The organism is Pseudarthrobacter xylosi (assembly GCF_055412765.1).
The window spans coordinates 18,933-39,550 of record NZ_JBVAYT010000003.1; the positions used below are offsets into that span (position 1 = coordinate 18,933).

Below are 20,618 nucleotides of genomic sequence, written 5' to 3' on the forward strand. Positions count from 1 at the left end.
CTTATGCAACGCGGGGTCACTTACGGCCCATGCGAGGCGGGTTTATGGGCGCTAAGTGACCCCGTGTTGGTGTTGTCAGAGGTTTTTGGCCTGGGCGAGGTAGGCGTCCAGGGTGGCGGAGCGGTGGAGCCGGGCGGCTCTTTCGAGGGTGTCGGCGTCGGCGCCGGCTTCGATGAGCCGCAGCAGCGCTTCGTGCTCGTCCACCGATTCGTGGGCACGGCCTGGAACGAAGCGGAACGTCGAGGACCGCAGCGAGGCGAGCCGGTTCCAGCCCCGGTGCACGAGGTCCAGGATGTGCGGGTTGGGGCAGTGCTCGAAGAGGATGCTGTGAAAGTCCTGGTTCAGGTGCGTGAAGCGGACGGGGTCGAAGTGCTGGAGGCATTCGCGCATGTCCTCGTTCACGGCCCGGGCGCGGGCGATCGCCACGGAGTCGATCAGCGGCGCGGACAACGCGGTGGCGGCGCCCTCGACGATGCTCAGGGTCTGCATGGTGTAGAGGTACTCGGTGGGATCGATCCCGGAGACCGTGGCGCCGACGTTCCGCTCGAACGTCACCAGTCCTTCGGCCTCGAGGCGGCGGATCGCTTCACGGACGGGGACCACGCTGACGCCAAGATCCTTGGCGATGGCGGCCAGGACCAGCCGGTAGCCGGGGGAGTAGGCGCCTCGTATGATCCGTTCTTTGATGGACTGGTAGGCCTGTTCGGACTTGCTGCCGGCAGTGGTCCCGGCGGAGATCTCGGTAACGGCTGTGTCAGTCATCTGCCTTGCCTGCTTTCCATTCTTCATACCGGGCCTGCCACCCGGCATTCATCGGGTAAAGGCCATCAACGCTGTTGCCCTGCTTGACCATCTCAAAGATGAAGACTTCTTCCTGTTCCTGCTGGATGCAGTCATTCACCAGCTCCTCGGCGATCGCCGGCGGAATCACCAGGATGCCGTCCGAGTCCGCCACGATAATGTCGCCGGGCTGCACGGTAGTGCCGCCGCAGGCGATGGTGATGTCTGTGTCCCACGGGATGTGCCGGCGGCCCAGGACGGCGGGGTGCGGGTTGGCATAGTAGGTGGGCATGTCCATCGCGGCCACCGCGGTGAAGTCCCGGACGCCGCCGTCGGTGATGATCGCTGCGGCTCCCCGGACCTGGGCGCGCAGGGCAAGGATGTCCCCGATGGTGCCGGTGCCCTTTTCGCCGCGGGCTTCCATGACCAGGATCTCGCCCTCGTTCACGGAATCGATGGCCTTCTTCTGGGCGTTGAAACCGCCGCCATGGGTCTTGAACAGGTCCTCCCGGTTGGGCACATACCGCAGCGTCCGGGCCAGGCCCACGATCCGCTTCTCGGGACGGGTGGACGTGAGGCCGTCGATGCTGACGTTGTTCAGGCCGCGCTTGCGCAGCTGGGAGGAGAGCGTGGCGGTGCTGACGCTTTCCAGTTTCGCCTTCAGCTCAACGGTCAGGACCTGCCCGACGGCGGTGCTTTCCGCCGCGCTAAGCCCGGCGGCTTCGCGGGAACCGTAGGCCTCTTCCCGCTGGAGGTCATCGGTCTTGGGGCGGGCACCAAAGTCAGCGAACGGCGTCGTGCCTTCCTCCACGGTGGTGGTGAGGCGGCCAGTGGACAGGTTTCCGTCAACGGTGCCAACTTCGACCTCCAGCACGTCGCCGGGCTTGGCGACGGAGGCGCCCGCCGGGGTGCCGGTCAGGATGATGTCGCCCTCCTCAAGGGTCAGCAGCTGGGACAGGTCGGCGACAAGGCGGGCGAACGGGAAGAGCAGGTCTTCGGTGGTGTCGTCCTGGACCAGGTCACCGTTGTGCCAGGTGCGGATGCGCAGGTTGGCGGGGTCCACTGCGTCTGCGGGGATCAAGCCAGGGCCGATCGGGGTGAAGCCGTCGCCGCCCTTGGACCGGAGGTTGGAGCCCTTGTCGGCGTAGCGGAGGTCGTACACGCCCAGGTCGTTGCTGGCCGTGACCCACTCGACGTGGCTCCAGGCGTCCTCCATACCCACGCGTCGGGCTGGCTTGCCGATGATCAGGGCAATCTCGCCCTCAAAGCCGAGGAGTGCGCAGCCTGCCGGACGCTCCACGACGGAAGGGGCCTCTGCCGCACCATGCACCAATGAGGATGGTGGCTTCAGGAAGTAGGAGGGCTGCTCCGGCGTGCGGCCACGCTGGGCTGCCCGGCTGGGGTAGTTAATGTGCACCGCGATGACCTTGCGGGCCGCGGCCAAGGTGTCCTCATTGACCTGCTCCAAAGCTGTCTCCTCATAAAGTACGAAATCGTATACGATAACCATGACCCATCAAGGAAGCTTCGTCAAGCCCTTTGTTCAACGCGGTTTGGGCCCCTTGTTGTTCGGATCACATTGCCGTACAGTCTTGGATCAACCCCTACCGATTCTAATATAGAACCGTGTATTCGAATATAGAACACCAATCTTGGTGATCGATACCCACAGTGAAGTGAGGAAAGCCCGTGCAGTTCCACCACCACGGATATGTATCCGGTGATCCGCGGGTAGCACCCGCCGCCGGTGTTGGCATCAACCGGCCCGCAGAGCTTCCCGACGAAATAGACGTGCTCATAGTTGGCACGGGACCTGCCGGCATGATTGCGGCCGCACAGCTGTCCCAGTTCCCGAACGTCACCACGAGGATCGTGGAGCGCCGCCCAGGGAGGCTCGCCATCGGCCAGGCCGATGGCATCCAGGCCCGGAGCGTTGAGACATTCCAGGCCTTTGGCTTCGCCGAGCGGATCATCGCGGAGGCCTACGCGATCACCGAAATGGCATTCTGGAAGCCCGACGTCTCGGACCCCTCACGCATCATCCGGACCGCCCGTACCCCGGATGACCCGGCGGGCATCAGCGAGTTCCCGCACCTCATCGTCAACCAGGCCCGCGTGCTCGACTACTTCGCCGAATACATGGCCAACGCGCCCACCAGCATGTCGCCCGACTACGGCTACGAGTTCCTTTCCCTCAGCGTCACGGATGGAGAGGAGTACCCCGTCACGGTGACGTTGCTGCATACGTCCGGACCCAACGAAGGCCAGGAACGCATCGTCCGGGCAAAGTACGTCGTCGGCGCGGACGGGGCCCGCAGCAAAGTACGGCAGGCAATCGGCTGCACCCTCGCCGGTGACGCCGCCAATCATGCCTGGGGCGTCATGGACGCTCTCGCCGTCACCGATTTCCCGGATATCCGCACCAAGTGCGCTATCCAGTCCGGCTCGGGTGGCAGCATCCTGCTGATCCCGCGCGAAGGGGGCCATCTCTTCCGCATGTATGTTGACCTCGGCGAAGTGGATCCTAACGACAAGGGCGCTGTGCGCAACACCACCATCGAGGAAATTATCCAGAAGGCCAACGACATCCTCCACCCTTACACCCTGGACGTGCGCGACGTTGCGTGGCACAGCGTCTATGAGGTGGGTCACCGGCTTACCGACCGGTTCGACGATGTCCTGCACGACCAGCGCGGCACGCGCACGCCACGGGTGTTCATCACTGGCGACGCCTGCCACACGCACAGCGCCAAGGCCGGGCAAGGCATGAACGTCTCCATGCAGGACGGCTTCAACATCGCGTGGAAGCTGGGACACGTGCTTGAGGGCCGCAGCCCGGAAAGTCTGTTGTCCACCTACTCGGAGGAGCGCCAGGTCATTGCCAAGAACCTCATTGACTTCGATAAAGAGTGGTCCACTCTGATGGCGAAGAGGCCTGAGGAGTTCGAGGATCCTTCGGAGCTGGAGGACTTCTACGTCAGCACCGCCGAGTTCCCAGCAGGATTCATGACCCAGTACGCGCCGTCGGTGCTTGTTGCTGACGCGGATCATCAGGAACTGGCTACCGGTTTTCCGGTTGGCAAGCGGTTCAAATCGGCACCCGTGGTTCGGGTCGGCGACACCAACCCGGTACAGCTCGGCCATCATGCCACGGCGGATGGCCGCTGGCGCGTCTACGTCTTCGCAGATCAGGCGCTGCCTGGAACAGGGTCTGCCGCGGATCGGCTCGCCGAATGGGTCGCCAACTCGCCGGAATCGCCCCTCGCTTCCACGCCGTCGGGCGCCGATCGTGACGCGTGGTTTGACGTGAAGGTGATCTACCAGCAGCCTCATGCCGAGGTGGACATCAATGCCGTTCCGGCCGTGTTCAAGCCGCAGGTGGGCCCGTTCAAGCTGACCGACTACGAGAAGGTCTACGCCACTGATCCTGCGGCCAACATCTTCGAACTCCGCGGCCTGGACCGCAGTGGAGTGCTGGTGCTGGTCCGCCCGGACCAGTACGTGGCGAATGTCCTGCCGCTGACCGCGACAGCTGAGCTGGGAGAGTTCTTCGCGCCCCTCCTGAGCGCGCGTCCTCAGGTTCCGTCTGCTGGGTTCGCAGGCGTTCCGCCAGCGCATTCAACCCTCGTCAGCAACGAGGCTTAGCCACGGGGTCTGCCGGAGTAACGCCCGGCAGACCCCGTGATAGCCACATCTACACATGCGGAGGCTTGCCTTGGAACGCCGAGATCCGTGCCTCGCGTTCCCTTCTGTCAGCCGCCACTGCGTTGATCCCTTTTGTTTGGGCAGAAAAAGCCCCGGGGATGCGTAGGGGGTGTTCCCCCCCCTACGCATACCCGGGTCAGTCTCCCTCTGCAAATGTTGGTGTTAGCCGTTGATGATTTGGGGGAGGCCGAGGGCTTTGAGGCCTTCGACGCCGAATTCGAGGCCGTAGCCGGATTGTTTGGCTCCGCCGAAGGGGATGCGGGGGTCTACGACGCCGTGCTTGTTGATCCAGACGGTGCCGGCTTGGATGCGTGCGGCTACTTCGCGGGCGGCGGGGAGGTTGGAGGACCAGACGGAGGCGCCGAGTCCGACGTCCAGGCCGTTGGCCATCTCGACTGCTTCGTCCACGGTGGTGTAGCGGATGATGGGCAGGGCGGGACCGAATTGTTCCTCGGCCACGAGCGGGTTGTCGTTATCGATGTCCGCGACGAGGGTGGTGGGGTAGAAGTAGCCGGGTTGGCTGGTGTCGGGGTTTCCGCCGAGGAGCACTCGTGCACCGGATTCCTTGGCCGCGTTCACGAGGGTGGTCACGATGTCGTACTGGGATTTGTTCTGCAGCGGTCCCAGGACGTTGTTTTCGTCCAGTCCGTTGCCCATGGGCATCGTGGCGGCGACTTTGGTGAGTTCTTCGCAGACAGCGTCGTAGATTTCTTCGTGGACGTAGAGGCGTTTGAGGGCCGCGCAGGTCTGGCCGGTGTTGATGAAGGCGCCCCAGAAGAGGTCCTCGGCGATGGCCTTGGGGTCGGCGTCGGGCAGGACGATGCCGGCGTCGTTACCGCCGAGTTCCAAGGTGAGGCGCTTGACGGTGTCTGCGGAGGACTTGATGATGGCCTTGCCGGCGGCAGTGGAGCCGGTGAACATGATTTTGCCGATGGCGGGGTGCTCGGTCAGCCGGGCGCCGACCTCCCTGCCGCAGGACACGGCGGAAAGGATGCCCTCGGGGAGTTCTTCGTTGATGACCTTGATCAGGGCAAGGACGCTTAGCGGGGTGTTTCCGGAGGGCTTGACCACTGCGGCGTTGCCCATCCGCAGGGCGGGGGCGAATTGCCAGACCGCGATCATCATGGGCCAGTTCCAGGGACCGATCGCGGCGACGACGCCGATGGGCTTGTAGTGCAGTTCGGCGCGGGTTTCCCCGTCGTCGACAATGGTTTCAGGTTCCAGCGGGATGGTGGCCGCGGCGCGAAGCCATGCGGCGCAGGCGCCGACTTCGAAGCGGGCATTGGGCCCGTTCAGGGGCTTGCCTTGTTCGCGGGAGAGCAGGTGGGCGAGTTCTTCTGCGGAGCGTTCGACGGCGTCGGCTGCCTTCATCAGCGCAGCTGACCGGGCGTCGTGGCCAAGCGCGGCCCATGCCGGCTGGGCCGCCACAGCGGCGGCGACAACCTGCTCGAGGTATTCGAGCGTGTGTACGGGGGCCTCGCCCACCGCCTCACCCGTAGCAGGATCAAGGATGCTCCGGCTCGGGCCGGACGTGGCGGTGATGGACGACAGAAGCGCGTCATAAGATTCCATGGGGGTACTCCACTTCGAGTAGGCGGTGCGTGCAGCCGGGGGGACCGTCGGATTACTTCCAAGTCTGGGTTAATTTCGGCCGGCTATCTTGTCTTTTCGTGCAGGACCCTTGTCGTACGGAGAACGGCAAGGGTCCTGACACTCGAACTGTGGTGTTGTCAGCGGGCGTTGGGGTCGGCGATGTCGATGTCTTGGGTGGTGGTGTATTCGGCGATGCCTTAGCGGCCGAGCCCGGACTGTTTGACGCCGCCGAAAGGGAGCGGCTGCGTTGGAGATGAGGCCGGTGTTGAAGCCGACCATGATCGAATTCGATCTGTTCAGCTACGCGCAGGAGTTTGTTGAAGTCTTGGCTGTAGAGGTAGGAGGCGAGGCCGTATTCGCTGGCGTTGGCCAGCCGGATAGCGTCTTCCTCGGTTGTGAAAGTGGTCACGGGGGCGACGGGGTCCAAAGATCTCCTGGCGGAGGATCGCGGCAGTTGGGCACGCCGCCCAGCACGGTGGGCTGGTAGAAGGAGCCTGCGCCTTCAACCGGTGAGCCTCCGGTCACGGCGGTGGCTCCAGCGTCGACGGCGGCGCTGACGAGTGCGTGGACGTCGTCGCGGGTGCTGGCGTCGATCAGGGGTCTTAGCTGCCGCCCGATTCGGTGCCGCGGCCGATATTGAGGGCGCCCATCGCGGCGGCAAACTTGCGGGAGAACTCCTGCGCCACGGACACGTTCTGCGCCGCGTCCGCCATCAGTCGCTTGCCCACCGAAGTGGAACCGGTGAAGGAGAGTTTGCGGAGCCGCGGGTTGGCGAGTAGTGGCCCGGAAATGCCGGCGGCGCTGGCGGAGACGACGTTGAGGGCATGATCATTGCGACGCTGGTGCTGTCCCTGCTGCGGCTCTCGATGTCTTCCTGCTGTCAGTCGCCCTGATCGTGGTGGGCTATTTCATCCGGGCCGCAGTCGCCGAGAGCTCTGTCTTCAAGGAAATGGTGGAGGGCAAACAGGAATCGGCCACCCAGCTGACACAGCTGCTCCGGACCAACAAGAAGCGGGTCCTTCTGGCGGCCGTGATCTTCACGGCAACAACAATGCCGGATACTTCGTCATTGCGTTCCGGTCGTCCTACGCGCAGACGACGCTCAAGATGGATGCCGCCGGTGTTGTTGGCACCCTTCTGGCCTCCTTCGGATGGCTGATCTTCACGCTCTTTGGTGGAGCCCTATCCGACAGGATCGGCCGGGTCGGACGTTCCAAATTGGCTACATCCTTATTTTCGCCTGGATGATTCCCATGTTCCTCCTCATGGACACCCGTACTTTTCTGGGCGTACGGAGTCGGCATTTTCGTCCTGACCATCGGGCTTGGACTTTCCTACGGGCCCATGTCCCGCCATGTACGCGGAAATGTTCCCCGCGAGTGTGCGCCACTCCGGAATTGGCATCGGCTATGCCCTGGGTTCCATCCTGGGCGGAGCCTTCGCACCCCTCATCGCCGAGGCACTGTTCAAGGAGACGGGATGGTCGGGCTCGATCGGAATCTACATCCTGGCTCTTTGCGCCATCTCGTTCATTGGGGTCAGCCTCGTGAAGGAGACGAAGGGCGTTCCCTTGGGGGCCGACAATTCCGGAAAAACTCCCAGCGTCCCATAGGGGGAGGCAACGTTCGCGTAGCGCGGACCGCCAAACCCGGTAACTGCCGGCCTGGGCATTCGGCCCAGGCCGGCAGTTCTCTTTAACGGGCAAACTAAGGGTGAGGCGAACAATTGTCCCCGTCTTTGTTTAGGTCTGGGCGCCGGTTCGGAGCAGCAGTACCTCGTGAACCTCCTTCAGTGACGCCGCAATGACGGCTCGCTCCACCCCGGCCAAATACTGGAGAACCAGCCCGTCAAGAGAAGCGAACAGCGTCCGCGCCACCACGTCCACGTTCCGGGTCAGGCCGGAGGCGCGGAGACCCTCAGCCAGGGCGCTCACATAGTTCTCATAGAGGGTAGAGACAGCTGCTGCGAGCTCCGGCCGGCGGCGCGCTTCGAGAATCATTTCGTACTGAAAGACCTGCAGCTCCGGCTCCGCCAGCAGCAACTCCAGAAGTGACTCCGTGAAGGACTCGCCCAGCCCCGCAGCCTCACGGAGCTTGGATGCACTAATGGATTGCTCAGCAGCCCAGTCCATGGCCGCCGCGACCAACGCGTCCCGGGAGCCGAAGTGATGGGCCACCAACGTGTTGTTCACCCCCGCGGCTTCCGCCACCGAACGGTATGTGAGGCCACGTAATCCTTTTGCTGCCACCACGGCGACGACGGCGCGGAGCAGGGCTTCCTTTCCCGTCCCGTATTTCGACGGTGGGGCAAGAGCTCGTGGAGACGTCATACGCCGAGTCTAACGACTGCGCTCACTGAAACGCGGCGAGGTATTGACTTAAACTAAGCAACTGCTTAGATTTGAGCCAGTTAGTGATGCAGGTCACCGTTCAGGACCCCAAAGGCCGCGGCACTAACCCACCCGCCCAATCTGCCCGGCCCAGCCGAAGGCCTTACCTCTGGAGTCAACATGTCAGAAGCCGCTTCCTTCACCACCTCATCAGCCCTGGACCCTTTCAAGAACGAACCGTTCGAACTGGGCCAGGTCCAGTGGGTCCGCAGGCTGGGGGAGGGCGACCGTCCGGCGCTGGCCTGCGGGTACTGGCACGTCACACCGGAGGAAGCACCCGAGCCGTTTGACCTGGTAATTCACGCCGATGAGACCATCGCAATCGTTGAAGGGCACCTTCAAATCGAAGTGGAGGGTGGAGACGTCTACGATCTGACGCCCGGCGGAGCCGCTTCCCTCAATAGGGGCGCCCGCACCAGATGGGCGGTTCTGGCGCCCACGGTCGAATTCTTCGTGTACTCATAACGGAGGGATGTGCAATGGAGCAGAAACTGGAAAACGAACCGTACGACGTCGTAGTGGTGGGGGCCGGTTTTGCCGGGATCACCGCAGCCCGGGAACTTAGCCGGCAGGGACTCGCCGTCCATATCGTGGAAGCCAGGGACCGGATCGGCGGGCGCACGTGGCTGGACCACCGGCTGGGGCGGGACCTGGAGATCGGCGGTACCTGGGTTCATTGGACCCAGCCCTACGTGTGGGCCGAGCTGAAGCGCTACGGCCTGGACACTACCCCCAGCCCGGAGCCGGAACAGGCGTTCTGGTGGGCGGACGGCAGCCGTCATGAAGGCGGCCCGGACGAGTTGCTCTCCCTGATCGGCCAGACCAACCGCGAGTTCGTCCAGGATTCACGCAAGTACTTTCCAGAACCCTTCAAGCCCCTGGCCCACGACGATTTCAAGGCCATCGATGACGTATCCGTCCGGGACCGGATCCGGGAACAGTTTCCCGCCGGCGCACCCCGGGACATCCTCGAATCCTTCTGGACGCTGAACTTCAATGGCTCCCTGGAAAACGCCGCATTCACACAGGCGCTTCGCTGGGTTGCCCTCACTAACGGCGACTGGGCAGTCAACTTCGAAGCCTGCGCTACCTACAAGATCGTCGGCGGCACCGCGGCCCTTGCGGCCGCAATGCTTGCTGACTGCAAGGCCAGTGTCGAGCACGGCTTCAAGGTGGCAGCGATCTCGGACACCACAGCCTCCGTCGAAGTCCTTAGCGTCGACGGGCGGACTGTCCGTTCCAGGGCCGTCGTTGTGACTGTTCCGCTGCATGCCATGGAAGCCGTGACTTTCACGCCAGAGCTCCCTTCGGCCAAGGCCGAAGGAGCCCGCCAGGGGCAGATCGCGCGAGGGGCAAAGGTTTGGTTCAGGCTGCGCGGGGAACACGTACCCTTTGTGGCACTGGGTGGAGCTGACTGGCCCCTGAACTTCTTCCAGGTCGAATACACGCTCGACGGCGACACCATCGCCGTCGGTTTTGGACCGGACGTGTCAATGATCGACGTAGAGGATCCGGCCGCGGTCCAGACGCAACTCAGGCGCTTGGTGCCCGGGGTGGAAGTGCTCGCGGTAGCCAGCCATAACTGGGTCGATGACCCTCTTTCCGGGGAAACCTGGCCCATGCACCGGACCGGCTTTTTGTCGAGCCATCTACCTGCGATGCAGGCGGCGCACGGGCGCATCCTGTTTGCCAGCTCGGATATAGCAAACGGCTGGGGCGGATTCATTGACGGGGCTATTGAGAGCGGAATGGAAGCCGCAGGCAACGCCGTGACCCTGCTAATGGATCAGCGCTGATAAGCACCCGTTCTGAAATACGCCTGCGCTCAGGCACAATAACTGATCGCTGCAGGACAAAGGGCAACAGCAACTCACTGCCATGCTGGAAACCATAGCTCCCCAGGGTGCCCCACCGACGACGCGCACCCATTCCCAGCGCTCATGACCGTTAAGAAGGATCCAATGAGTATTTCGAATTCTGCATCTCAGGCCACTGAAACCAAGCCCCCGAACGAGCATTCAACTGCCCTACGCGCCGGCAGCATCGGCGTGATGGGAATCCTTTTCTTTGTTCTTTCCGCCCAGGCGCCACTGACGGGAATCGCTGGTGCTTCCCCCTTGGCGGCCGCACTCGGCAACGGTGCCGGCGCCCCGGGTGCCTACCTCGTTGTCGGGGTGGTCATTGTGATCTTCGCCGTGGGATTTGTGGCCATGAGCCGGAAGATCCAAGCGAACGGCGCCTTTTACGCCTACGTCACAGCGGCTTTTGGAAGAAAGACCGGTGCGGGCGCAGCGTGGTTGGCGCTGCTGGCCTATAGCACCGTCCAAGCCGCGATGTATGGACTGTACGGTGCCGCCTTCTCCGGCCTGCTGGCCTCCGCCGGAGTCAGCATCCCGTGGTGGCTGCTGGCTCTGGTCACCATGGCAGGCGTGCAGGTGCTCGGTTCGCTGAACATTGAGCTCGGCGCCCGGGTCCTGGCCCTTCTGGTTGGGTTCGAAGTGGCGATTCTGCTGCTGTTCGGGTTCACGGTATTGTTCCGCGGCGGCGGGCCGGAGGGCCTGAGCATCGCAGCGTCCTTCTCCCCGGAAGCCATCGCCAGCGGCGCCCCCGGCGTGGCTATCATGTTCGCTGTGGCCTCCATGTTCGGCTTCGAATCCACCGCAATCTATTCAGCTGAGGCCAAGGACGCCCACCGGACCGTGGCTCGGGCCACCTACCTGTCTGTGGGCGTCATCGCCATCTTCTTCTCATTTATCTCCTGGATGCTGGTCAGCTACTACGGCCCCACCCAGGTCATGGGCGCGGCCGGCGCAGCCCTTGAGTCAGGGGATGCCACCACTTTCGTCCTGGGACCCATCGAGGAACTCTTCGGTCCCTGGGCAGGGATCACCACCGGAATCCTGCTGGTGACCTCCCTGCTGGCCGGCATCATCGCGTTCCATAACGGCATCAACCGGTACCTGCACTCCCTGGCGCTGCAGGGTTCCCTGCCCGCCATCGTGGCCCGGACCAACCGCCACCGGGCACCGGCGGTCGCCGCCTGGATCCAGAGCGCCACCGCCGTCGTATTGGTGGTCCCCTTTGCCCTGTTGGCCCTCGATCCTGTCCTGACACTGTTTTCATGGTTCAGCGGGCTCGCTGTTGCGGCCCTTCTGGTGCTGTACATCCTCTGCTCTGTGGCCGTCATCGGATTCTTCCGTCGGGAACGAGTGGAAGGCCAGCTCTGGCAGACGCTTCTTGCGCCCGCACTGGCAGCACTGCTGCTGGCCTGGGTGCTGTACCTGGTGGCGAGCAACTTCACGTCGCTGATCGGCGGCAGTGCCGAGACGGCGGGAGCGTTGATGGCGGCAGTCCCGGTCATGTTCGCGGCCGGCGTGCTGGTGGAATTGCGGATTGAACGGCGGCAGCGAGTGGCCAGCCTGGGGCATAACCCCTAGCGTGCAGCCTGCTGGCTGCGACTGATAAAAGAACTGGCAACTAGCCCGGCGTGGATGAACTCTGCGCCGGGTTAGTTGTGTTCCCTGTCGGTGACAGGGTGCCAAGCGTCAGGATCATCCGCCGGCCATGATCGTTGACCAGACCGGTGGACACCGGTATATGGATGCACGGCCGCTGCCAAGTCAGGCGCCGCGCCGCCAGTCGCTGGGTGACTGGCCGAACGCATCCCGGAAGGTCCGGCTGAAATGGGCAGCGTCGAGGAAGCCCCAGCGTGCGGCCACGGCTCCCACGGATTGACCGGCGTGGAGCGGGTCGCGGAGCTCCCGGCGGGCGCCCTCGAGTCTTTGGCTCCTGATCCAGCTCGCAACAGTGGAGCCCGACTCGTGGAAGATGTTGTGTAGGTGGCGTGTGGAGATGAAGTGCGCAGCGGCGATGGTCGCAGGGGACAGCAGCGGATCGGCGAGGTTTGCCTCAATGTACTCGCGCACTGCCACAGCAAGAAGTGCCTGCGGTTTCATCCGGTCCGGGGCGATGGCCATTTCGGCGTGCAGCATGGTCGACACCAGATCCAGTGCGTTTGCGGCCAGGCGTGAGCCGCTCGGACCGCTGAGGACCTCAAGGTTATCGGCGAGCTGGCCGATAAACTGTCCCACGATACCGCTGAGGCCGGTGCTGCCTGCCATCCGCACCGCCGAGAGCTGGCCCACGTAGTCTGTGGGCAGCGAGAGGGCATCGCAAGGGAACATCACCACCATCACACGTGTGTTCGCCTCGAAAGCCAGGGTGTAGGGCCGGTTTGTGTCATAGATGGCGAGGTCTCCTGGCTGAAGGAGGGCCTCGCGGTTGTCCTGGACCAGGAGCCCGGTGCCCTCCAGCTGGAGGTTGAGTTTGAAGTAGCGTTCGCCGGGTTGGGCAATCAGGGCAGGGGTGCGGTGGACCTCGTGGGAGGTGGCGGTGACTTCGACGATGGACATGCGGTCCAGGACGCGCGATCGCATCTGTCCGCGGAAGCCGTCCACGTCCACTGTCTGGGCTGCCAGCGGCACAAATGACTCGGCCACGAGGTGTTTCCAGTGGTCGAAGGTCATGGCCACGCTCGAGGTGAGGTCCTGGCTGGCGGGACCGGCTGTAGCTGATCGCATAAATGTTCCCTAATGCCGGATGGCCACGAGACGTTGGTTCCCCCGAATACGCTGCTTTTGGAAAGCGACTGTGTCCTGAAACACACTCCAACCAGGTTAGCTCCGATGAAAGCCTTTTTTCAACACGTGGCGAAAAACATCCGCACGCCTCGGTAAGCGCGCTGGCCTCTGACCGCTTAGGGGGCTAGATGGTCAGCAAGGCCAAAAATCCCTCGAGCTGGTCTGTAAGGCCTGGATCGGTCTTGCCGTCCGCGGAAAGTGCCGCCAGGATCTGGGCGCCGAGCAGCATGTTCAGGAGCTGGCTCGCCAGAATTGCGTCGCCGACGGCGGTGGTGATTTCTCCGGCGTCCCGCGCCTCTGCGAGGTATTGCCTGATGACAGCAAGCCATTGGTCCATGGACCGCTGGTGGATGCCGGCTTTCTGCGGATCACCGAGCGCCTTCTGCCAGAAGGGGATCACGATCCGTGCCTCGTTCACCCGCTCCTCATCGAGGGGGAGCACCTCCAGGCAGAACGCGCGCAGGGCGGCGAGGCCTGATTTGTTCGCCACCCCAACGGCCACGCGCCGGTTGGTCCGGTTGAACACATGCCCAAACGCGAATTCCAGAAGGGTTTCCTTGGTAGGGAAGTAGGGCTTAAGTGCGCCGTTGGCAAAGCCGGCTTCGCTGGCGATCTCCCTCATGGTGGCACCTTCCATGCCGTGCCGGGCGATAATGCGCCAGGTTGCATCCACCAGTTCCAGGCGCCGCTCATCATGGTCAACAATCTTTGGCACGATGCCGCTCCCCGGGAAATATTTCAACGAACTCTTGTGATCCATCTTACGTTCGGTTTATTCTACATCTATAGAAAATAAACCCCATCGACCGGCACCGGTCCCGGACAGAGGCTCCCCATGACGCTTGCATCGCTCGATACAACTAACCCCTTCCGTTTGGCCACGGGCTCCGAGATCACCGAGCTCCAGGCCATCCTTCGTTCTGCCGGCCTGCTCGGTGCTGGCAAACGCATCGCCTACCTTGGCCAGGTAGACCCGCCCCGCACCGCGCAGGGCAAAGCGGCGTCTGCAGTCCAGCCGGTGGGGGCCGACCGCCGCTTCCGGGCCTTCATCCATGACATTTCCGGTGGTGTGCCGGTGGACGTGGTGGTCGCCGTTGACCGGGGTGAGGTGGTTTCGGCCGTCGAACTGGACACTTCCGTGACCGGCGAACTTCCCGTGCTGGAAGAGGAGTTCGAACTGGTTGAAGCGCTTTTGGCCACCGACGAACGCTGGCTGGCCGCCCTGAAGGCAAGGAACCTGGAGGTCAGTAAAGTACGGGTGGCGCCGCTGTCCGCGGGTGTCTTTGAATATGACGAGGAAAAGGGACGCCGGATCCTGCGCGGCCTGGCGTTCGTCCAGGATTTTCCGGAGGACAGTGCCTGGGCGCACCCGGTGGACGGTCTCGTTGCCTACGTTGACGTGGTCAACAAGGAAGTCACCCAGGTCATTGATCTCGGAGTCATGCCCATCCCGACTGAGCATGGCAACTACACCGATCCTGAGCTCACCGGGCCCTTGCGCACCACGCAGAAGCCGATCAGTATCACCCAGCCAGAGGGTCCAAGTTTCACCGTTACCGGCGGGAACCATGTGGAATGGGAAAAGTGGAGCGTGGACGTCGGGTTCGACGTCCGCGAAGGCGTGGTGCTGCACAACCTCGCCTTCCAGGACGGTGACCGCAAGCGGCCCATCATCAACCGGGCCTCCATCGCCGAAATGGTGGTTCCGTACGGCGACCCGTCCCCGATCCGGTCCTGGCAGAACTACTTCGACACCGGCGAATACTTGGTGGGGCAGTACGCCAACTCCCTGGAACTCGGCTGCGATTGCCTGGGCGACATCACCTACCTGAGCCCCGTTATTTCCGACGCGTTCGGGAACCCCCGCGAGATCCGAAACGGTATCTGCATGCATGAGGAGGACTGGGGGATCCTGGCCAAGCACAGCGACCTCTGGACAGGCATCAACTACACCCGCCGGAACCGCCGCCTGGTGATCTCCTTCTTCACCACCATCGGCAACTACGACTACGGCTTCTACTGGTACCTCTACCTGGACGGCACCATCGAATTCGAAGCCAAGGCCACCGGAGTCGTCTTCACCAGCGCCTTCCCGGAAGGCGGCTCCGACAACATATCCCAAATCGCCCCCGGCCTTGGCGCCCCCTTCCACCAGCACCTCTTCAGCGCACGGCTGGACATGGCCGTCGACGGTTTCACCAACAGGGTCGAAGAAGAGGACGTGGTCCGCCAGCCCATGGGCGAGGGCAACGAACGCGGCAACGCCTTCTCCCGCAAACGCACCGTGCTCACAAAGGAGTCCGATGGCGTCCGTGAGGCCGACGCCCGCAGCGGAAGAACCTGGATCATCTCCAACCCCGAATCCCGCAACCGGCTCGGCGAGCCAGTAGGCTACAAGCTCCACTCCGAAAACCAGCCCACACTGCTGGCGGACCCTGCATCGTCCATAGCCCGCCGCGCCGCCTTTGCCACCAAGGACTTGTGGGTCACCCGGTACGCGGAGGATGAGCTTTACCCGACCGGCGACTTCGTCAACCAGCACTCCGGCGGTGCCGGCCTGCCCGCCTACGTGGCGCAGGACCGCAACATCGACGGACAGGACATCGTCCTCTGGCACACCTTCGGGCTCACGCACTTCCCGCGCGTGGAGGACTGGCCGATCATGCCCGTAGATACGGTGGGCTTCAAACTCCGCCCCGAAGGCTTCTTTGACCGCAGCCCGGTCCTGGATATCCCTTCTGCTGCAGAATCCGCTAGCTCTTGCCACGACGACGGCGGCTCCGGCAGCCACTGCCACGGCTAGGCAAGTGCCATGCCCCTTGCCCTCGGACGCGTCCGCCCCGGCAGGCCGGTGCTCCATCCCCGGCTATGCGCGGGAGTGGTCGCGGCCTCTAGCGCCGTGCATCTGTGGCTCGCTGTCCAAAACCAACACGGCGCGTGGTTGAGTGCTTTCATGGTGGTCCTCGCTGGCGTCTGCCTGCCGTGCGTCCGACACGTCTGGCGGAACAGCCCTGTGGGCGCGCTTCATCGGATCATGGCCTGCGCGTTGTTCATGGTTTTTGTGCATGGGATGCTGCTGGTAGGCGGCGGAGCCGGTGGCCACGCACACGGGCCGGGCCCTGCCGTCACCGGCATCGCGGAGGACCAGGCTTGGAGCCTGCTCGCCGTCATCGGACTGGAATTGACCACGGCGCTACTCGCAGCCACCCTCGTGGCCCGACTGCGACGTGGCCGACACGCAACGCCTCATGCCCGATCACTCATAAGAGACCATCACGACGAGGACATGGCGCTCCTTGGTGGACATGTGAACTGACCACCTGCAACATCTGGAGTCAGCTGGTCGCGTCGATGCCGCAACTGTGGATGCCGGGATTCGACGGCTGAAACCAGGAGCAGGGACGAAGCGCGGCGTGGGTCTGGATTTCGTGGCGAGCCATGATACTGAGCTGTTGACGCGCCTTGAGGATGGGTGACGGAGTTACTTGAGATTGAGGACACGTGCAGGTCGTTGACCGGTACGGGTTTCCAGGCACCTCTGAGACCGGCCGCGGAGTGTGTTTGGGGCCGCGCGCCCATGAACTTCTGTGGGTGGCGGGTTCAGAACCCTGGCGAGTGGGCACTCTCTTCGCCGGGATGTTGGGGCATTGTGTCTCCTTTTCCGGTTGATGTGGCGGCTGTAGTTGGTCTGTCACTCATTCATGTCTCGCGGTTGCGCTGATGACATGACCTGGACGAGATTTCTTGAGATCCTTTCGCTATTTTCGCTCCATCTTGGAAATGTGGCCGATTGTCTGGCCAAATGCGTTTGGACATCGTCCACACGATGCCCACGCGCGGTGGTTCACCCTGCATTTCCGCCGTTCGTCCGCTTCTGATGACACTCATCTATGTTCTGCGTCGACGATTCTGACATGACCTGCGGGGGAGACTGGGCGCGGAAGCCTGTCGAGGCGGCGGCGAGGGTGCCGTCGAGGGCAGTAGCGCTGGCTGGAGTGGCGAGCGCGCCAGTGGCTGGGAGTTCATAGCTGCCTTGCTCCTTTCGGATTGTGCTCCGCGACCTCGCGCTGTCACCTCTCCATGCCATCCGTCCGCGGTTCCGACATGACCGCGTGACGGGATGTTCCCGAAGCCCGGCGGTGAACGCACGAACTATGGGGCTGTCGGATCGCCACATCTGTCAGTGCGGGGTCGGATGCTGGCTGGCCAAGGCCGGGCATGCAGCCCGCGGGGGCACGGCCGACCGACTCCCAGAACTGCGTCGGATCGAATGGTGTGTGGGACGGGGAGTGATGTCCTTTATCCCGGACGGGCGTGTAACAGCAAGAGGTGTGAGGGGACCGGGGCCTTCTGTTTCAGAGAGGTCCGTGGGAGGCGGTGGACGGTGGCGGGGTCGTCGCAGTCCGGGACGTGGAGAGCACTGACGCCAAGGCGATGAGAGCCAGAACGATCACGGCGCTGCCTATAGCGATAGCCGTCGTATTGATGCCCCAGAACGAAGACAGAACGCCGGCGGCAATGGCCGGAACGCTCGTGGCGAGGTAACTGATGACGTAGACGGTGGCGAGAAGAGCAGCGCGCTCATTGGGGGCGGCTGCGGGCATGATGGTGCGCAAGGCTCCTTGGAACCCGCCACCGAAACCCACTCCAGCAATTGCCGCTCCGACGAACAATAAAGCGGCTTGGTGGCTGAGAACGCCGACCAGGAGAACTCCGACGCCAGCGGCAAGCGCGCCGGCACCGAGGGTGAATAGCTTCAGGGGCGCGGACGAACGGAGCAGCATGACGGCAACGGCTCCGGAAATGGTCAGGGCGAACACGAACCAGCCACCGACCATGGGGGAATTGGATCCCGTTTCAGCCCGCACCAGGGTCGGTCCCAAGGACAGGACGAAACCGCCAATAGCCCATATCGCCACGAGCATTGGCGCGGCGGCAAGCAATGGACCACGGGCCGCGCCGGGGACCGTCATCCGTACAGCAAGCGACTTCCATGCCCCCGGGCTTCTGCGGGCGGTCTCGGGGAGCCAAGAAGCCACTACGAGCAACACCGCGAAGAGTGCCGCAAGAATGATGAAGACTTCAACCGTGGGAAAAGCTACGACCGTCGTGAGAGCCGCCGATCCCAATGCACCCACCGCCATACCGATGATCGGGGACACGCTATTGATGAGCGGAGCCTTTGCAGGGGCCAGGTCCGTCAGCCCCGCGGCCAATGCGGCCGTGGCGGCACCCGTGGCCAGCCCCTGGATGGCTCGCGCCGAAATCAGCTCAGCAGCGTTATCCGCAAAAATGAACAGGATCATCGCTGCGAATTGAACGGCCAGGGCACCAATGATCACAGTGCGTCGGCCTACGTGATCGGAAAGAGCGCCGACTACCAGGAGGGCCAGGAGCAATGCGATCGAGTAAGCAGCGAAGATGACCGTTATTAACAGCGCGGAGAGATGCAGGGATGACTGGTAAATCGCATAGAGGGGAGTGGGCGCGCTGGACGCAGCCAGGAACGCGATGGAGATAGCCGCCTGCAACGCAAAAGCGGCACGGCCGCTCATCCGGGGCGGGCGTGAGGCCCGCATTGGTGGGGCTAAAACGGTGTTGGACATCGATCCTACTCTTGTAAAGCAAATAATTGGCTTTAAGCAGCGTAGATCTCTGCCGGACTTAAAGCAATATTTCTGCTTTAGACTGTTCCCATGACACCCCTCGATGGATCCCGCCCCGGCGGTCGTAGTGCCCGCATCCAACAAGCCGTGCATGATTCCACCAGAGAACTGCTGCTGAGGACAGAGCGGGATGTCCTCAGCATTCCGGCCATAGCGGCTCACGCGGGCGTAAACCCGAGCACCGTCTACAGGCGCTGGGGCGACCTCGCCGCCCTGCTGTCCGATGTCGCGGCCGACCGCTTCCGCGAAACGGATCCTCCGGTTGAGACCGGTTCTTTGGCCGGAGATCTGTCCCTGTGGGCAGAACATTTTCTCGAAGAGATGGGTTCGGGCCCTGGCAGGTCATATGTGGCGGACGTACTGGCGGGCGATGCCAGCGGTGACAACACTGGCGTTTGCGCGAGGTATGCCGCGGACGCCGTAGTCCAGATCTTGGCTCGATTTTCGAGCGAGACGACCCCGGCGGTTGACGAAATTCTCGACCATGTTGCCGCGCCTATCTTGTACCGCATCCTATTCACGAGGCAACGACCGGAAGCTGGGTACGGGAGCCAGCTAGTGGCAAGGCTACTGGGCGGCACCCAAAGTTACGACCTCGAGGCCTAGTGTCCTGCGCCTGAAATTCGGTTCGTAAGTGTGATTTGGGGTATGGCGAGTGTTGGGTGGCCGATGGCTCCGTTGGAAGTTGTCGGATGAAGAGCGGGAAACGCTGTCCCGGTGGGCACGGTGGGCGCGGAGGGCCAAGCCGGCCCAGGCGCTGGCCACGCGTTCGAAGATCGTGCTGGGCAATCCCGACGGTCTGAGTAACGTGGACGTGGGCTTCCGGGGCGGGGTCGAACCCCATAGTGTGGCTAAGTGGCGGCGCCGTTCTCTGGAGGGCCGGCTGGACGGGTTGGTTGATGATTCCTGACCCGGCCGTCCTGCGAGCATCGCCAGTGATCAGGTTGAGGATGTCGTGGTTGTAACGCTGGAATCGACGCCGAAGAACGCCACGCACTGGTCAGGTGCGAAGGTGGCCGAGCGGTCAGGGCTCTCAAAGTCGACTTTGGAGAGCCTGATCCCGGTGGGCCAGAATCCCATCGTTGTCCCCGCGTTCTGACGGGACCTACTGGGCTTGGAATTGGCGGCTCATTCCTCGGGAAGAACGGCGAAAGCCTTCTTCGTGTCGCGGTACCAACCCATACCCTTGATCGGATTCTTCCAGCGACCCTTCATCGCGTCACGGGCCTCTAGATGAGCTGAATCACCGGCCTGGACGGCTTCCTTGAGGTGCTTGTCCTGTGCGTTGATGATCTCGTCCGCTGAGTTGCCCCGGAACGTGAGCTCGCAGGGGCCACCGAGTTGCTTGCAGGTCATGCTTTTCATGGCTGTTTCCTCTTTAATCATGCATCGAATTGTGGAACCTTTATGCGGCGAACCTTCGTGCCGTGCAAGCTTAACCTTTCGGCCGGGGTCCCGGCATGACCTCTTCAAACCGCGTACGGCGTGCGGCCCGGATTCGGCGGCCGTCCGGCATAGTCGGCTGAAGGAGTAGCCGAATGTACCGTCGTCGCGGGCATCCACGTCCGCTGGCGCGTCGGTTTTGGTGCGCACCTAACCGCGGGCACGGACGACGGCGGATCCGCCTCCCGCAAACCCAGTGCCTATTGCCTATTGCCTATTGCCTATTGCCGCGATGGTGCCGGCTATTTCGTGCCCCAAAATTCCCACGCTGGGGCGACACACGATGCCGGAGCAATGCATTACATCCTGTCGGCAGACACTGGAAGCCGTTACTTTGACCAGGACCTGACCGGGGCCTGGAATTGGCGTTGGGACGCTCTCCAGATTCGGGCGTCACTGGGT

18 protein-coding genes and 1 pseudogene are annotated in these 20,618 nt (G+C 63.1%); 9 read left to right on the plus strand and 10 right to left on the minus strand.

Annotation, left to right across the window (positions count from 1 at the left end; genetic code table 11):
* Positions 1 to 75 precede the first annotated feature (75 nt).
* Together ACZY1F_RS07675 and ACZY1F_RS07680 are read right to left on the minus strand one after the other, a co-directional pair.
* A complete protein-coding gene (locus tag ACZY1F_RS07675) occupies positions 76 to 762 on the minus strand; it encodes a GntR family transcriptional regulator (protein WP_463941169.1) in 687 nt (228 codons plus the stop codon).
* Positions 755 to 2,290 carry a fumarylacetoacetate hydrolase family protein gene (locus tag ACZY1F_RS07680; protein ID WP_463941170.1) on the minus strand — a complete coding sequence of 512 codons (1,536 nt, stop codon included), beginning with the start codon at positions 2,288 to 2,290 and terminating at the stop codon, positions 755 to 757. Before ACZY1F_RS07680 ends, ACZY1F_RS07675 begins: the two co-directional genes overlap by 8 nt.
* 179 nt (positions 2,291 to 2,469) lie before the next feature.
* Here ACZY1F_RS07680 and ACZY1F_RS07685 point away from each other — a divergent pair, with 179 nt between their 5' ends.
* A complete protein-coding gene (locus ACZY1F_RS07685; protein WP_463941171.1) occupies positions 2,470 to 4,425 on the plus strand; it encodes an FAD-binding monooxygenase in 1,956 nt (651 codons plus the stop codon).
* Positions 4,426 to 4,647: 222 nt separating this feature from the next.
* On the opposite strand, the gene ACZY1F_RS07690 is transcribed toward ACZY1F_RS07685, so the two are convergent.
* Positions 4,648 to 6,057, minus strand: coding sequence for an aldehyde dehydrogenase family protein (locus ACZY1F_RS07690; RefSeq protein WP_463941172.1), 1,410 nt, complete (start codon positions 6,055 to 6,057; stop codon positions 4,648 to 4,650).
* A 221-nt stretch (positions 6,058 to 6,278) separates the two neighbouring features.
* A pseudogene (locus tag ACZY1F_RS07695) lies at positions 6,279 to 6,899 on the minus strand (aldehyde dehydrogenase family protein); the annotation flags it as partial.
* Positions 6,900 to 7,402: 503 nt separating this feature from the next.
* Here ACZY1F_RS07695 and ACZY1F_RS07700 point away from each other — a divergent pair.
* Positions 7,403 to 7,690 (plus strand): MFS transporter, encoded by a 288-nt coding sequence (locus tag ACZY1F_RS07700; RefSeq protein ID WP_463941173.1) that lies wholly within the window; start codon positions 7,403 to 7,405, stop codon positions 7,688 to 7,690.
* Positions 7,691 to 7,819: 129 nt separating this feature from the next.
* Here ACZY1F_RS07700 and ACZY1F_RS07705 read toward each other — a convergent pair whose 3' ends face one another.
* The gene (locus tag ACZY1F_RS07705; protein WP_463941174.1) at positions 7,820 to 8,407 is read right to left on the minus strand and encodes a TetR/AcrR family transcriptional regulator; all 588 of its coding nucleotides are present in this window, start codon (positions 8,405 to 8,407) and stop codon (positions 7,820 to 7,822) included.
* 180 nt (positions 8,408 to 8,587) lie between these two features.
* Here ACZY1F_RS07705 and ACZY1F_RS07710 point away from each other — a divergent pair, with 180 nt between their 5' ends.
* From ACZY1F_RS07710 to ACZY1F_RS07720, 3 genes are all read left to right on the plus strand, one after another.
* A complete protein-coding gene (locus ACZY1F_RS07710) occupies positions 8,588 to 8,932 on the plus strand; it encodes a cupin domain-containing protein (protein ID WP_463941175.1) in 345 nt (114 codons plus the stop codon).
* 14 nt (positions 8,933 to 8,946) lie between these two features.
* Positions 8,947 to 10,263, plus strand: a complete 1,317-nt coding sequence (locus ACZY1F_RS07715) for a flavin monoamine oxidase family protein (protein WP_463941176.1) — start codon at positions 8,947 to 8,949, stop codon at positions 10,261 to 10,263.
* A 165-nt stretch (positions 10,264 to 10,428) separates the two neighbouring features.
* Positions 10,429 to 11,904 carry an APC family permease gene (locus ACZY1F_RS07720; protein ID WP_463941177.1) on the plus strand — a complete coding sequence of 492 codons (1,476 nt, stop codon included), beginning with the start codon at positions 10,429 to 10,431 and terminating at the stop codon, positions 11,902 to 11,904.
* A gap of 183 nt (positions 11,905 to 12,087) precedes the next feature.
* Here ACZY1F_RS07720 and ACZY1F_RS07725 read toward each other — a convergent pair whose 3' ends face one another.
* Positions 12,088 to 13,047: an AraC-like ligand-binding domain-containing protein gene (locus tag ACZY1F_RS07725; protein ID WP_463941178.1), complete on the minus strand. Its 960-nt coding sequence runs from the start codon at positions 13,045 to 13,047 to the stop codon at positions 12,088 to 12,090.
* Between the two features lie 184 nt (positions 13,048 to 13,231).
* Positions 13,232 to 13,867, minus strand: a complete 636-nt coding sequence (locus ACZY1F_RS07730; protein WP_463941179.1) for a TetR/AcrR family transcriptional regulator — start codon at positions 13,865 to 13,867, stop codon at positions 13,232 to 13,234.
* Between the two features lie 75 nt (positions 13,868 to 13,942).
* On the opposite strand from ACZY1F_RS07730, the gene ACZY1F_RS07735 reads away from it, so the two are divergent.
* A complete protein-coding gene (locus ACZY1F_RS07735) occupies positions 13,943 to 15,910 on the plus strand; it encodes a primary-amine oxidase (RefSeq protein WP_463941180.1) in 1,968 nt (655 codons plus the stop codon).
* A 150-nt stretch (positions 15,911 to 16,060) separates the two neighbouring features.
* Positions 16,061 to 16,423 carry a hypothetical protein gene (locus ACZY1F_RS07740; RefSeq protein ID WP_463941181.1) on the plus strand — a complete coding sequence of 121 codons (363 nt, stop codon included), beginning with the start codon at positions 16,061 to 16,063 and terminating at the stop codon, positions 16,421 to 16,423.
* Between the two features lie 1,039 nt (positions 16,424 to 17,462).
* Here ACZY1F_RS07740 and ACZY1F_RS07745 read toward each other — a convergent pair.
* Positions 17,463 to 18,713, minus strand: coding sequence for an MFS transporter (locus tag ACZY1F_RS07745; RefSeq protein WP_463941182.1), 1,251 nt, complete (start codon positions 18,711 to 18,713; stop codon positions 17,463 to 17,465).
* A 90-nt stretch (positions 18,714 to 18,803) separates the two neighbouring features.
* Here ACZY1F_RS07745 and ACZY1F_RS07750 point away from each other — a divergent pair, with 90 nt between their 5' ends.
* Both ACZY1F_RS07750 and ACZY1F_RS07755 read left to right on the plus strand, forming a co-directional pair.
* A complete protein-coding gene (locus ACZY1F_RS07750; protein ID WP_463941183.1) occupies positions 18,804 to 19,379 on the plus strand; it encodes a TetR/AcrR family transcriptional regulator in 576 nt (191 codons plus the stop codon).
* Positions 19,380 to 19,728: 349 nt separating this feature from the next.
* Positions 19,729 to 19,872, plus strand: a complete 144-nt coding sequence (locus tag ACZY1F_RS07755; RefSeq protein ID WP_463941184.1) for a hypothetical protein — start codon at positions 19,729 to 19,731, stop codon at positions 19,870 to 19,872.
* Between the two features lie 29 nt (positions 19,873 to 19,901).
* Here the strand turns inward: ACZY1F_RS07755 and ACZY1F_RS07760 are convergent, their stop codons facing one another.
* Both ACZY1F_RS07760 and ACZY1F_RS07765 read right to left on the minus strand, forming a co-directional pair.
* Positions 19,902 to 20,138, minus strand: a complete 237-nt coding sequence (locus ACZY1F_RS07760; RefSeq protein WP_463941185.1) for a DUF1059 domain-containing protein — start codon at positions 20,136 to 20,138, stop codon at positions 19,902 to 19,904.
* A 285-nt stretch (positions 20,139 to 20,423) separates the two neighbouring features.
* A complete protein-coding gene (locus ACZY1F_RS07765) occupies positions 20,424 to 20,600 on the minus strand; it encodes an alcohol dehydrogenase catalytic domain-containing protein (protein ID WP_463941554.1) in 177 nt (58 codons plus the stop codon).
* Between the last annotated feature and the right edge of the window lie 18 nt (positions 20,601 to 20,618).